The organism is Arenicella sp. 4NH20-0111 (assembly GCF_040366405.1).
In the GTDB taxonomy this organism is placed as follows: domain Bacteria; phylum Pseudomonadota; class Gammaproteobacteria; order Arenicellales; family Arenicellaceae; genus Arenicella.
The window spans coordinates 134,966-148,819 of record NZ_BAABWF010000003.1; the positions used below are offsets into that span (position 1 = coordinate 134,966).

Here is a 13,854-nt window from a genome sequence, read left to right on the forward strand (position 1 = left end):
ATGATTTTTGCGATTCTATTTTTTGCAGCGTTCGTGGTTGGAGTGGCGTGTTTTTCTCTGAGTGAGAGGTGGTGGCTTGGTGGCGTCATTTGTTCTGTGGTGCTGGGATTATTCGCATGGCTTGGCTTTACGGAGGCTTCCATGAGAGAGTTGACTTTGTATTTTGGTATTCCGATCGTTTTTTTGGGCAGTCTATTTGGAGCCTACATCGTGCAGCTTCGCAGAGCACCTGATGTTGATGAGGACCCGAGCGAGACGCAAGGCTCATCAAAGGATTCGGTTAACCTGTCGGGCGAATGAAAATTAACGTGTTAAAGAACATTTTGTGAACTAAAAACAGAGAATCGAGACATGAGTGGCAAAAATCGAGATCAATGGAAAGAGAGAACTGTTTGGATCACGGGCGCGTCATCCGGAATTGGTGAAGCCCTTGCTATTGAATTTGCCATGCTCGGAGCGAACTTGGTAATTTCAGCGCGCAGAGAAGATGTGTTGCAACGTTTAAAGGCAAGACTATCTAAGCAATCGACTTCATCAGACGTGTTGGTGTTGCCTTTGGATGTTACTGAAGATCAAGAGATGCCAAAGGCGGTCGACTCAGTGATAGCGGCCTTCGGACGTATTGACCTTTTGATAAATAATGCGGGCATATCGCAGCGTTCCACTGCGCTTGAAACCGACATGGGCACGTATCGATCCATATTTGATGTGGATGTGTTTGGGCAAATAGCTCTGACTAAACAAGTGCTGCCTAGAATGATAGAACAGGGATTTGGCCATATTGCCGTTACGGCTTCGGTGGCTGGGAAGATGGGAGTGCCGTTCCGAACTGGCTATTGCGCAGCTAAGCATGCTGTCATGGGGTTCTTTGATGCATTAAGGGCGGAGGTTGCTCATCAAAACATTAAAGTCAGCACTATTGTGCCGGGATTTATTCAAACGAACATCTCCTCGAATGCCGTTGCTGGTGATGGATCGAAATTTTCTGGTACGGATCGTGATATTTCAGGTGGGATGAGCGCAGACGAGTGCGCGCGCGTAATTATTGCTGGTCTTGGTAAGCAAAAAGCTGAAATTCCGGTCGGCAATGGTATGGAAATGCATGCGTTGTGGATTAAGAGGTTCTTCCCGAGTCTTCTCAATAAGCTAATGTTAAAACAATACCGTAAACGGGCTGCTGCCATAGGAAAGTAAATTTGGCCTGTGGGTGAATATTGTCTTTGCACCTTTTCTCGCTTCATTCTCCTATGACATTAGTTTTTCGAAACGAATCACCCCCTAGGGTCATCATTGAATCCATTCGCTGAATGATTTCTGATACGATCTTAGGCACTAATTTCTAACAGTCTGTGGTTAAAAGCGATAACCCGCAGTCTTTATTGGTCGCTCTGCTAACTTCAAGAGCGCCGGCGAGTCTTAATTATGCTTCACTCTGAATGTACCTCTACACTCTCAATGATTACCGATGAACTCATTCCACATTTGGTGGAGATTGGTCGGGGCGTGGAAAAGGAAGGCTTGCGCCTGAACCCATGTAGCGGTATTGCTCAGGATGAACACCCTAAGAGCCTGGGGTCTACTCTGACACACCCCAGCATTACCACCGATTATTCTGAAGCGTTGCTGGAGTTCATTACGCCGAAGCAAACTAACATAGACGACACCGTCAATTGTTTGACAGGACTGCATCAATACACCCTTAAGAATATTGGTCAGCAACTCATCTGGCCGACGAGCATGCCATGCCGACTGGATGGTGAAAAAAGCATACCAATTGCGCTCTATGGAGACTCTAATGTTGGTCAGCTTAAGCATGCGTATCGTCAAGGATTGGGAGTTCGGTATGGAAGAGTCATGCAGGCCATAGCCGGAATACACTATAATTTTTCACTGCCGGACTCTTTCTGGAAGGCCTATCAAAGCAAGTTCGTGCAACAACAGGCTGATCAGGAACAGGGGAGTCTTCAGGAGTTTAAATCAACTCATTATTTTTCTTTGATTCGAAACTTTCGTCGGTATTCATGGATTTTGCATTACCTATTTGGAGCGTCACCAGCACTAGATGCAAGTTTTCTGGAAAACCACACCAGCCATAATCTAGATCAGTTATTAGACGGTACGTACGGCTTACCCTACGCGACATCCCTGCGTATGAGTGATTTGGGCTACCAAAATAGTGCGCAGGAAGAACTTCACGTTTCGTATAACTCATTGAATGATTACGTTACTACTCTAGGTGACGCAATGAAACAGTCGTATAAACCTTACGAGGAAATAGGTGTAAAGCGTGGAGATCAATACATTCAATTGAACACCAATGTATTGCAGATTGAGAACGAATATTACAGCGACATTCGTCCGAAGCGAGTTACCTTCTCAGGTGAAAAGCCTATTGCAGCGCTGAAGGAACGAGGCGTTGAGTACATCGAAGTGCGTATTTTAGATATTAATCCGTTTCTGCCCGAGGGAATCTCTGCGCAACAAATGCGCTTTATGGACGCGTTTCTATTGCATTGTTTGTTTGCACAGTGTCCTCAAAACAGTGATACGCGTTGTCAGGAAATTCGCGGAAATCAACGAAATGTCATATTGCGTGGACGTGATCCCGAGCTAACCTTAAAGCGAGGCACAGAAGATGTTCCCTTTAAAGTGGCAGCAACCGAGTTACTTGATGCCATTATGGGCACCGCTAAGCTCTTGGATAAAGCGCATGATAGCTTTGATTACACATCATCGGTTTACGCACAGCAGGCTAAGGTGGATGACGCCGCTTTAACACCGTCAGGACAAGTCGCGAGTACCATTGCGTCTGGTATTGAGTTTATTGATTTTGGGATGACTCAAGCGCAGATCCATCGAAAGCACTTCTCTAGCATTGGTCTAGATTCGGATGTCGAGGCGCGACTCACTGAGGAAGCTGCTCAGTCCATATCAGATCAAATAGAGATTGAAAAAGCGGATACACTGTCATTTGAAGAATACCTGAACAGCTATAATGAGAGTTAAAGTCTGACGGATGAGTGATTCATATTTAAACTTCGCGAATTCTCGCTTTGGTGCCAAGCTTACATCGATGCTTGGTTTACCGAGGCCGTTGGTGCTTGATCGTTTTAGTTCAAACCAACCAAACTTCGAAGGTGATGTTTTAGTAGGACGCTGCCAAAAGGGTGAGATTTTTGATGTGGTCGTATCAATGTTGGCTAGTATTGGGGCGAATCCGCTGCAACATTCAACGACCCCAGACGATGCCTCAATAGGTGATTGGAACGGTGTCGATAAAGTCAAAGGTTTGATCTTTGATGCCAGTAATTTGAGAGATTCGGACAGTTCTGTCACACTGCATCAGTTCTTTAGTTCTGCTGTAAAGTCAGTTCTACCCAATGGGCGAGTTATTGTATTGGGTCGTCCGCCGGAAAGTTGTGCGCAGGCAAGCCATAGCACCATGCAGAGAGCATTGGAGGGGCTTACAAGGTCTCTTGCTAAAGAACTAAAAAAGGCGATTACGGTACAATTGGTATACGTAGAGTGTGGCGCAGAACAGAAGTTAGAATCGACAATTCGATTTCTGTTATCCCCGAAATCGGCTTACGTCTCCGGGCAGGTGATCAGGGTTTCGATGCCCGTGTGCGATCACAATGAGGTTGATTGGAATCAACCGTTAAGCGGTAAAAAAATATTGGTCACTGGCGCGTCACAAGGGATCGGCCTTGCAATAGCTGAAGTCGCTACCAGAGACGGAGCACACGTGATTTGTTTGGACATTCCCACGCGCAAGGAGGCGTTGGCAGACATTGCTAAAAAATTGGGAGGCAGCTTCATTGCGTTGGATCTGTCCTCTGAGTCGGCCCCGAGTGTGCTTCAAGAGGCCGCTGCAAACGATGCGGGTTGGAATGCAATCATTCATAATGCCGGCATCACGAAGGACAAAACGATTGCAAAAATGGAAAAACATTGGTGGTCTCAGGTTGTTGATATCAATCTCGGGGTCCAAGAAAGGATTAATAGAGCATTGATTGACTCAAAGGGGTTGAGGTCTGGCGGAACTATAGTCTGCGTTTCTTCAATCTCAGGTATCGCTGGTAATCGAGGTCAAACTAACTACGCTTTTTCTAAAGCGGGCGTAATTGGTATGGTTGAAAGTCAGGCCCCCATTCTCCGAGAGCAGGGAATCACGATCAATGCGGTTGCACCGGGCTTTATTGAAACTCAAATGACGTCGGTTATTCCGTTTTCTGTCAGAGAGGCGGGTCGGCGATTGAACTCCTTGAGCCAAGGTGGTTTGCCTGTTGATGTGGCGGAAACCGTAGCCTGGTTCGCCAGTAGTGGTTCTTCAGGTGTGTCTGGAAATGTGGTTAGAGTTTGTGGGCAAAGCTTACTCGGTGCGTAAATAGCGCTCGGCGAGTATCTATTAGAGGCTCGCCGAACATGGTCTCACCATCGATTGTTTATGGTGTTTTTACCCTAGAGCTGCTGAAACGGATACTTAAGTTGAGCTTCAAAGGTTCGGGGCAGTCTTTCAGTCGTCCCGTAGACCGCTGGCCAATGTTCATCTGGGAGGTGGAATGTTCCAAACAGTCTGTCCCATATTTGAGTATGCGCAGCATAATTAGTATCGATGGCTGGCTCTTCCGAGCTGTGATGCCAGTGGTGAAACTGAGCCGTGACCAATATGTGTTTAAGTGGGCCAAGATTGAAACTGGTGTTACAGTGTATGTAGACCGCTTGTAGTGCTGCGAATGCGACATACATATCCAATGCTAATTTGTCCGGACCAAGCAAGTAGAGCGGCACAATGACCAGCGTTCTCTCAATGAATGTAGATACCACATGGCTTCTAGAGCCGGCCAGCCAATCCATGGTTTCGACAGAATGATGAACGGCGTGAAACCCCCATAACTTGGGCAGCTCATGAAAAGCGCGGTGTTCCCAGTAAAGTACAAAATCTGCGATAAGTAACACGATGATAAATTGAACCCAAATTGGCAAGGCCTGAACGCTTGCCTGCAAGCCATCATTGATCGCGAAATCACAGACGCTCACAGCCCAATTTCCAACTAAGATAATGGCTGAAATAAGAAGGTGGTTGACGCCAAAATAAAGCATATCGAGTTTCCACTCCTTACGTAGAACTACTTGATCGCGATACTTGGGCAAAATCTTTTCAAGTGAGGTGAAAACAATTGTTGAAAGAAGAAAGGACAAGATTAGCCAATCAACGCCTAGCGACAATGGCTTTGTTTCAATTTCTCCAGTAGGAACATTGTACCCACCAAGTAAGAATGCAACGCCTGTGAAAATTATCCCAGCAAGTCCCATTCTACGGCGCTTACCACTGACAAAAGTAGCGAATGCAAAGAATAAAGAACCGTACATGCCGTATTTGAGAGCAGTCCGAAACATTTCTCCATCGTAAGCTGCCCGTAGCTCCGCCGTTGTTAAATAGGTGGGAAACGAATAAGCGAGTACAGCGAGTAAGCTTAGCAGGCCGAGAGTTAATGATGTGTAGCCGCGAAGTAAGCCTTTACCGTTGCCTAATTCCTTATTAGGCATGGGCGTTACGTCGCGTTCGACGTAATGAAATTTTGCAGTGTTAGACTCGGTGGTGGTCACAGACATGTTGACTCCTCGTTAAATGTTCTTAGGCAAATCGACGAGGTCTAAATTTAGTGGTTGAGTGTATATATTTCGAGCTAATTAGGATTTATATAGTATTTTCGTTCTCTAGGTTTAATATATATGCACTTTATGGCGAAGGCATGATGATTTTCATTAATGGTTCGATGAAATTCTCAGTTGTAGGCATTGAGATTAATTCGCTCGCGCTACGATATTAATATCGCGTTTAGGGTACGGAATCTCTAAATTCTCTTGACGAAAAGTTTGGTGGATTTCTTTGTACATCAGGTGAGTAACCCTTCCCCTGTCTTTAGGTTCTTCGATCCAGCCCATTAGCTGGATGTTGATACCGCTCTCGCCAAACCCCCTCACTCTTACCCTTGGAGCAGGGAAGTCACATAAATCATCTTGTGATTGGGCTAGGTCCATTAATACTTGTTCCACATGATCTAGGTTGGCATCGTAAGCGCATTGAACGTTCAATCTAATGCGCATCTTGGGGTGAGAGCCCCCGCTTTCATTGACCACTTTTGCATTGCCGATAACGCCATTTGGGATCGTGACTTCAATATCATCGTTGGTCAATATTCGCGTACTTCGAATTCCAATATGTGTCACCTTGCCGCGTTCGCCGCCATCTAGATTCACGTAGTCTCCTAGTTTGTATGGTCTATCTGCAAGTATGAAAACACCTGAAAAAAGATTTGCTAGGGTGTCTTTAGCGGCAAAACCCACCGCGATCCCGACAATTCCGGCGGACGCCAGTAGGCCTACGGGATTTATGCCCCAAATTATAAGGGTTACGTAAGCCGCCAGAATCAAAATTAATATTTTGCTGGATATCACCATCAACGGTTCTGTGCGAACGTCGAACGCTTGAAATTTCGAGTCGTCCCTGGAAAGTGCATTGATGACGCTGGCGCTGATACTTAATGCGGCCTTTAGTATGCCAAGAACGATCATCGTGGACGCAATAGGTGCTAAGTATTTGAAAACACCTTCATCAAATCCCGCGGACTTGGACGCGACAATAAGACCGAACCAAATAACCGTAGAGAAAACCGGTGGTCGTAAAGCCTCGATGATTGAATCGTCTAAGTCGCTTTTGGTACGAGTAGTTAGTGAGCGCAATCCGCTTATTGCATAGCGTCGAATTAAATACGCGAGAGACCAAAATATGATGAATATACTCGCCGCCTCGGCAATTGGGTATTGCTGAACAATTTCCCAATAAGGTTGTAGTGCCTGAGGGAGTAAGTCGGTAAAGGTAGGTACCTGTTCATTGAGATTAGCTGTGGATTCGAAAACCGCAGTCTCTTGCTCGCTTGGGCCGGTGTCAGTGTTGTTGGCAGCTGGAATAATGCTCTTGCTCATGTTCTAACGGTGCGTCAGGTTGCTTGTATCAAATGGTTTTATAGCACGCTGGAACTATAAGTTGTAGTTTGAAGTGTGGCCGGTAATTCCCATTTTAGTGACAAAATATTTGGCTGTAACTCTAAGGTCGGAGAGGTTAGATGCTACTTAATCATACAAACCTTGAGATACAATCCATTCTCGTATTTCACGGGTCAGTTCTGTGTCTGTTTTGCCCTCTACTGAAATTGGTTCGCCGATGATGCATCTGATTTTCCCAGATTTGATCCAAAAACTATCTTTCGACCAATACTTACCGGCATTGTGGGCAACGGGCACGATCGGCCGGTTTGCTGCAATGGCTAATTTAGCGGCTCCCTTTTTATAGTTTCCTGGTGAGCCCCAAGGAGCTCGCGTGCCTTCCGGAAAAATCAAGACGTAGCGGTTTTCCTCGAACTTTTCGATTCCTTGATCAATAACCTGGTCTAGTGCATTTTTGCTGTCGCTACGGTCTATTGCGATTGGGCCGGTGGCTCTCAAGCCCAGGCCAAACACCGGAATGCTGAGAAGTTCTTTCTTCAAGACCCACGCCAGGGGAGGCAGAAACGTCTGTGTTGTGATTGTTTCCCAGGTTGAGGAATGCGCACATGCAAACACGCAAGGAGTCTGTGGAATGTTTCCCATGCCTTCGGTTTCATGGCTTAAGCCGCAGGTAACTCTTAACCACCAAGTCACAAATTTTGCCCAACCAGCGATCATTCTAGACCGAGTTGTCGGTTTAAACATCAAAGCAAAAAGAGATACGATGAAGAATGGGATAGTCGAGAGAGCCTCGCCTAAATAGAACAGGATTGAACGAATGTAAATCATAAAAAATAGACTATTGTTTTTACTGGGCTTAGATTTCTTTTGCTAGCAAAGCGTCTACAAAGCTTGCTAAGTTATCAAACACAGCGGTATCGCCAAGGTCGAGTTCAGCTTCTTTTTCTATTATTTTTACTGATTTTCGACCGTTGCCGGTTTTGACGAGCACGGGCGTTGCACCGGCACTCTTTGCGGCTTGTAGGTCGCGAATTGAGTCTCCCACTGAATAGACGCCTTTAAAGCTCAGTCCCAGGCGGTCTCCCAATTCTGAGTACATACCACTTAAAGGCTTGCGACACGTACAACCCTCTTCAGGATGGTGAGGGCAGTATAGAATTGTTTGAATTTGCCCACCCTGCTGACGCACTAGATCAATCATGCGACCATGAATCTGACCTAATTTGTCGGCACTAAATAACCCTCGGCCCACCCCGGACTGATTGGTTATGATGACTACCTCAAAGCCCGCTTGGCTTAATCGAGCGATTGCTTCAAGACTGCCCTTTAGGGGAATCAATTCTTCAGGAGATTTAATGAAATCCGCTGAATCACGATTGATGACTCCATCACGATCTAGGATGACAAGTTGATTACCCATTGGACGATTGCTCAAAAATTTAGCTTAATAAAGCAATGTCAGCGACCTGCAGGAATAGGCTTTGAAGCTTCTTCAGCAAGGCGAGTCTGTTGTTTCGTTGAGCTTCATCTTCTGACATGACCATGACATGTTCAAAAAAATCATCAACGGGAGAGCGTAAGCTTGCTAGCTTGTTTAAGCCTTGTGCGTAATCGCCGTTACTGAACAAATCAGTGCATTCGGATTCAATTTCGCAAATGGCGTTAAAGAGTTGTTTTTCGGCATCTTCGCTCAGTAAAGAAGGCTCCACGTCAGAGCTTATTGCTTGCTTTTGTTTCTTTAATAGATTGCTTATGCGCTTGTTGGCAGATGCCAAGTCAGCTGCTTCCGCCGCGTCATTGAAGGCGTGGACGGCTTTAACACGGTGTTCGAAATCAAGGGGAACTTCCGGTTTGCAGGCCATGACGGCGTTGATGGTGTTTCTGGCTATATCTTGAGATTGATAGAGTGCGGTTAATCGGCCGAGAATGAACTCGACGATGTCTTTTTGCGTGTCAGAGTCAATGACATAGGATTGATACTCAGCGTAGATATTGACGCTTTGCTTGACGATCTCTGGTATCGAAAAGCTGTGCTCACGTTCAATCAATATTCGAAGAATACTTAATGCGGCCCGTCGGAGTGCGTAAGGGTCTTTGTCGCCAGTAGGTCGCTCGCCGGCACCGAATAAGCCAACAAAGCTGTCAATTCGATCAGCTAGAGCGACGGCTTGAGCTTCGTTCGAAACCGGCAATGAGTCGCCTGCAAATTTGGGCCAATAGTGTTGCTCAATGCAGTCGCCCACAATGGATGGTTCGCCTTCTCGGTCAGCGTAATAATGCCCCATTATGCCTTGGAGCTCATCAAACTCGCCCACCATATCGGAGACCAAGTCAGCTTTAGCCAGAAGAGCGCCTCTTTTAGCATCGGTGACGCTGCCATTCATTTTGGCGGCAAGTTCCCCAGCTAGAGCTTCGATGCGTTTAGTGCGTTCATAAAGGTTACCCAGTTTTGCGTGAAATCTGACGCTCTTGAGTCGATCTATACGAGATTCAAGCGTTGATTTTTGATCTGTTTCCCAAAAAAACTGCGCGTCGGATAATCTAGCTCGAAGTACTTTCTCGTTCCCCGTTTTTACTTGTTCAGGATTTTTACTTTCGATATTACTTATCGTAATAAAATAAGGGATCAGTTTTTTATCTTTGCCGATGACGTGAAAATACTTCTGATGATCGCGCATGGAGGAAACCAGGCACTCTTGAGGTACATCTAAGAAATCATCATCAAAGCTACCAAGAATAGGGCTGGGGTATTCGACCAATCCCGTGACTTCGTCGAGTAAGCCCGTATCTTCTTCTACAGTGCCCCCGACAGACAATGCGGCTTCGGTAGCTTGGTCTGAAATCATTTGCCGACGTTTGGCGAAATCGGCAATGACGTGACCTTGATCTAGTAACACCGATTCGTAGTTGTCTGCATTGTTAATCGCGATAGGACCTTGGCTATGAAATCGGTGTCCGCGGGTTTCATTGGAAGATGTAATATCCAGAGCGGTGGCTGGAATAATTTCATTGCCGTGCATTACTATCAACCATTTTAGCGGTCGGACAAACTCAGCATCACCCGCTCCCCAGCGCATTCGTTTTGGTATTGGAAGCCGTTTTATTGCTTGCGCCAAGATCTCTTGAATTAAAACCTCTAGCGTTTTTCCTTTTTCCACTAGGTTGTAGCTTAACCATTCACCTTTATCGGTCTTTAGTCTTTCTAGTTCTTCCACCTCAACACCGCATGATTTGGCGAACCCCAAAGCGGCCGGGGTAGCCTGCCCCTCGGCGTTGAATGCGGCCTGAACTGCAGGCCCTCTGCGCTCAACCACTTGATCAGGTTGAGCAGGCAAAACATTGCCGGTGCTAACCGCTAGTCTGCGTGGTGTTGCGTATGGAAGTGTTTGTTGTGCATCACTCTCGGTAATTAACTGTGCGCCCAGTAAGCCGCTGGTAATTTCTCTGGTAAACGCGTCACTCAATTTCAGCAATGCTTTTGGGGGTAGTTCTTCGGTTCCCAACTCTATCAGTAAGGTTCTGCTACTCATTTTATTCTCCTTAAACCGACTGAGGTTGGTCTAGTAAATCTTTACCGCGCGGAAAGCCCAGTGCCTCACGTGAATCGTAGTAGGATTGAGCCACACCCTTAGCCAGTGTCCTTATTCGACCGATATATCGCGCGCGTTCAGTGACGCTAATGGCGTGTCTCGCGTCGAGCATATTGAACGCATGAGATGCCTTTAGCATTTTTTCGTAGGCAGGAAGTGGTAGGCCTTGTTCTAAACAGTGGCTAGCTTCAGCTTCACATGCACTGAAAAAGTGGAAAAGTTCTTCAACATTTGCATGTTCAAAATTATAGGTGGATTGCTCTACCTCATTTTGATGGTAAATGTCTCCGTAGGTAAAGCCGTCTGTCCATGTTAAATCGTAGACGCTATCGACCCCTTGTAAATACATCGCGATACGTTCAAGGCCGTAAGTGATTTCTCCGGTCACGGGGCGACAGTCTAATCCACCTACCTGCTGAAAATACGTGAACTGCGTGACTTCCATGCCGTTTAACCAAACTTCCCATCCGAGTCCCCATGCGCCAATGGTCGGTGATTCCCAATTGTCCTCAACAAACCGAACATCATCGCTCAACATGTCGATCCCCAACTCTTTAAGAGATTCCAAGTAGAGTTCTTGAATGTTGTCGGGCGAAGGTTTGAGGACTACTTGATATTGAAAATAGTGCTGTAAACGGTTTGGGTTTTCGCCATACCGTCCATCGGTGGGCCTTCTTGATGGTTGAACATACGCCGCTCTCATTGGTTCAGGTCCAATTGCACCGAGAAAGGTGGGTGTGTGAAAAGTCCCAGCGCCAACTTCAGTGTCAATGGGTTGCATAAGCACACAACCGTTCTTGGCCCAAAATTGTTGCAAACGCAAAATGATGTCTTGAAAGCTCAGTATATCGCTCATGGTCTATTTGGTATCAGAATAGGGCGGGGTTCACCCAAAATAGTAGGCAGGCTCAGCCGCCACAAAATAAGACCACGTATTATAGCTGCACCGCCCGATTTTGCGAGCGATTCGCACGGGTTTGTTGTTTGTGTTTTTGCCAGTGGTTTGTAGGGCGCGCGCGTCTATTTGATATTTAAATTGACAATTTGTCCACAATATAACTAAGATTCATATCAATTCTAACAAAAAGTTATAAAACGATAGACAAGCGCACAATTATCCAGTAACTTCCGCTTTGACTGAGGTCAAGCCCAAGTCGCCTAGGAGTGAGGAAAGTGCAGTAATAGCACTACTCAAGAGAATAAAAAGGCTCGTTACCAATAAAAAAAATAGACGAGTCTTTTTATTTTCTAAAGTTCGCTAACAACATTTGTTGAAAAGGAATTTCATGCTTGTGTTGATTCTGCCCGTTGTTTGAAAGATTTTGAGAATCCTGCTGTGTTCGCTGCCCTGTCTATGATTTTTTGCCCTGTTTGCAGTTCATTGTTCTCTCAATGTGTTCAATCAGTTTTTTTGTGGATGAAGACAAACTGAACGTGTCCGAAATTCTCTTTTTTGCTGCAACCCCATACTCAGTTCTAAGTGCTGGAGAATTGAAAAGGTGTTCTATCGCCTTAGCTAATGCTTCTGGATCGCTAGGGGGAACGATTAAACCGTTCTTATTATGTTCAACCATAAATGGTATTCCCTCTACATTTGTACCAATAACTGGTAGTCCAGTCGACATGGCCTCTAGCACCACGGTGGGGAGAGGGTCACTGACGGATGGTATGCAAAAAACATCACTTTGTTGGTACAGTTCGTTTACCTTTTGTGCAGAAATGTGACCGTGCAGGGTGACTCTGTTCGAGAGTCCTCTGTTGTGTATGAAATTCTTAATATCATTATGCAGAGGGCCATCACCGCCGAGTGAAAGATTGATTCGTTCATCGAGCAGGAGCATGGCTTTTAGTAATGTAATTGGGTCCTTTTCTTTCGAGAGTCGACCAATAAACAGCACAGTAAACTTGTTTGGTTCTACGGGAGTTTTCTTGGTGTTTGGTTGGTCTTGAATGTTAATGCCGTTAGGTATGACGGCGACAGACTCTTTGGCGGCGCCATACGTTATGGCTTTCTCTCTCATATAGGGAGAAAGCGCGACTATTAAATCTATGCTTTTGTACGCTTTTACGCTCGACCATTTGTAAAGTCTGGTGAGTAAGGGGTCATAGGTGCCAACAGGGCGAGTGAAAATATCACCATGTATTAACATTCCCATTTTTAGATCTTGGCGCAATTTTTCTCGCGCAGTTGCCGCATGAAGATGGCTATGAAACAAGATAAAATCGATCTTATGTTCTGCGTCTATTTGCTTTAGTTTGTCGCAAAACCGTGAGCTGAGAATGAGTGCCCTTATAAAGTGGCCGTATCTTTTAAGCCAGAACAGTTTTGGCTCATTAACTTGATGGGTCGAGATGCCAGTGTTCTCTGTCTTGCCATGCGCGCAAACGATGGTCACTGAAAAATGCTGGCTTAGTGCGATAGATTGGTTTAGTGCAATATTGTTGACACCACCACCAGGGATGATTGAGTCGACGACGATCGCAACGTGTGCCTTAACGCTAGCGCTCAAATTTCAAGCCTTTGCGCGCGAATAGAACGTTGCAAAAGAGGAGTTCGGCGCGTCCGTCCCACTGGGTGGTTTGGTCATAAAACCCAAGTGTTAAGTAACCTAGTTTAAGGAGATTGGCGGCTAATTCTGGATAATGTGTGTAATACCCGTTTGGATCAAAGCCCGCTTCAATTTCAAGTATGTCTATTCTATGTTCGCGCAACAAAGTGTCTGCGCCCTCTAATACTTGATGCTCAAAGCCTTCCACGTCTATTTTTAGGACATTTATATGGCTAATTTTGTTTTGGCTGCAATAAGAGTCTAAAGTTACCACGCGGGTTGTTTCTCCGCCCTTTCCCACGTCGTCATAAACAAAACTATGGGATACGTCGTGTTTGCCGTAATGAATTGTAATCTCTTCGTTCTTGTTGCCCACACCAAGGTGGTTGCAAGTCGCTATGTCGCCAACCCTTTTTTGTAGCTCGGCGTGAAGTCGCTTAACAGGCTCGAAAGAGTGAATTGTTGGGCTGTTGAATTCTCTGTTCCAGAGGTCTACGGTTTGGCCAATGTTAGCCCCGACATCAAACATTATTTGAGGCTCACTGATGATATTGCGGATGTCTAATGTGATTTCTCGACCAAAAGCCTTAGTGCTGTAGACCTTTAGGTGCAATGGCTTTAGAAGTCCAGAATTTACTATGTGTTTGAATGTTTCTTTTATCTGCAAGACTGATTCCCGTAATTCACGCAATAGACCTACAAAA

Annotated in this window: 12 protein-coding genes; 4 read left to right on the plus strand and 8 right to left on the minus strand. The window is 45.7% G+C overall.

Going from position 1 to position 13,854, the window contains the following annotated elements; genetic code table 11:
• The 4 genes from ABWW54_RS08035 to ABWW54_RS08050 all read left to right on the plus strand — a co-directional run bounded on the left by ABWW54_RS08035 (position 1) and on the right by ABWW54_RS08050 (position 4,387).
• Positions 1 to 300, plus strand: coding sequence for a hypothetical protein (locus tag ABWW54_RS08035; protein ID WP_353411726.1), 300 nt, complete (start codon positions 1 to 3; stop codon positions 298 to 300).
• A gap of 51 nt (positions 301 to 351) precedes the next feature.
• Positions 352 to 1,194 (plus strand): SDR family oxidoreductase, encoded by an 843-nt coding sequence (locus ABWW54_RS08040; RefSeq protein ID WP_353411727.1) that lies wholly within the window; start codon positions 352 to 354, stop codon positions 1,192 to 1,194.
• Between the two features lie 228 nt (positions 1,195 to 1,422).
• Positions 1,423 to 3,006 carry a glutamate--cysteine ligase gene (gene gshA, locus ABWW54_RS08045; RefSeq protein ID WP_353411728.1) on the plus strand — a complete coding sequence of 528 codons (1,584 nt, stop codon included), beginning with the start codon at positions 1,423 to 1,425 and terminating at the stop codon, positions 3,004 to 3,006.
• 10 nt (positions 3,007 to 3,016) lie between these two features.
• Complete coding sequence (locus ABWW54_RS08050) at positions 3,017 to 4,387, plus strand: 3-oxoacyl-ACP reductase (protein ID WP_353411729.1); 1,371 nt, start codon at positions 3,017 to 3,019, stop codon at positions 4,385 to 4,387.
• Between the two features lie 74 nt (positions 4,388 to 4,461).
• Here the strand turns inward: ABWW54_RS08050 and ABWW54_RS08055 are convergent, their stop codons facing one another.
• The 8 genes from ABWW54_RS08055 to ABWW54_RS08090 all read right to left on the minus strand — a co-directional run bounded on the left by ABWW54_RS08055 (position 4,462) and on the right by ABWW54_RS08090 (position 13,817).
• Positions 4,462 to 5,616, minus strand: a complete 1,155-nt coding sequence (locus ABWW54_RS08055; protein ID WP_353411730.1) for a sterol desaturase family protein — start codon at positions 5,614 to 5,616, stop codon at positions 4,462 to 4,464.
• Positions 5,617 to 5,808: 192 nt separating this feature from the next.
• A complete protein-coding gene (locus ABWW54_RS08060) occupies positions 5,809 to 6,990 on the minus strand; it encodes a mechanosensitive ion channel family protein (protein WP_353411731.1) in 1,182 nt (393 codons plus the stop codon).
• 147 nt (positions 6,991 to 7,137) lie between these two features.
• Complete coding sequence (locus tag ABWW54_RS08065) at positions 7,138 to 7,839, minus strand: lysophospholipid acyltransferase family protein (RefSeq protein ID WP_353411732.1); 702 nt, start codon at positions 7,837 to 7,839, stop codon at positions 7,138 to 7,140.
• Between the two features lie 28 nt (positions 7,840 to 7,867).
• A complete protein-coding gene (gmhB, locus tag ABWW54_RS08070; protein ID WP_353411733.1) occupies positions 7,868 to 8,431 on the minus strand; it encodes a D-glycero-beta-D-manno-heptose 1,7-bisphosphate 7-phosphatase in 564 nt (187 codons plus the stop codon).
• Positions 8,432 to 8,450: 19 nt separating this feature from the next.
• The gene (glyS, locus tag ABWW54_RS08075; protein WP_353411734.1) at positions 8,451 to 10,541 is read right to left on the minus strand and encodes a glycine--tRNA ligase subunit beta; all 2,091 of its coding nucleotides are present in this window, start codon (positions 10,539 to 10,541) and stop codon (positions 8,451 to 8,453) included.
• 10 nt (positions 10,542 to 10,551) lie between these two features.
• Positions 10,552 to 11,457 (minus strand): glycine--tRNA ligase subunit alpha, encoded by a 906-nt coding sequence (gene glyQ, locus ABWW54_RS08080; protein ID WP_353411735.1) that lies wholly within the window; start codon positions 11,455 to 11,457, stop codon positions 10,552 to 10,554.
• A 496-nt stretch (positions 11,458 to 11,953) separates the two neighbouring features.
• Positions 11,954 to 13,111, minus strand: coding sequence for a glycosyltransferase family 4 protein (locus tag ABWW54_RS08085; RefSeq protein ID WP_353411736.1), 1,158 nt, complete (start codon positions 13,109 to 13,111; stop codon positions 11,954 to 11,956).
• Positions 13,101 to 13,817 (minus strand): FkbM family methyltransferase, encoded by a 717-nt coding sequence (locus ABWW54_RS08090; RefSeq protein WP_353411737.1) that lies wholly within the window; start codon positions 13,815 to 13,817, stop codon positions 13,101 to 13,103. Before ABWW54_RS08090 ends, ABWW54_RS08085 begins: the two co-directional genes overlap by 11 nt.
• Positions 13,818 to 13,854: the final 37 nt, after the last annotated feature.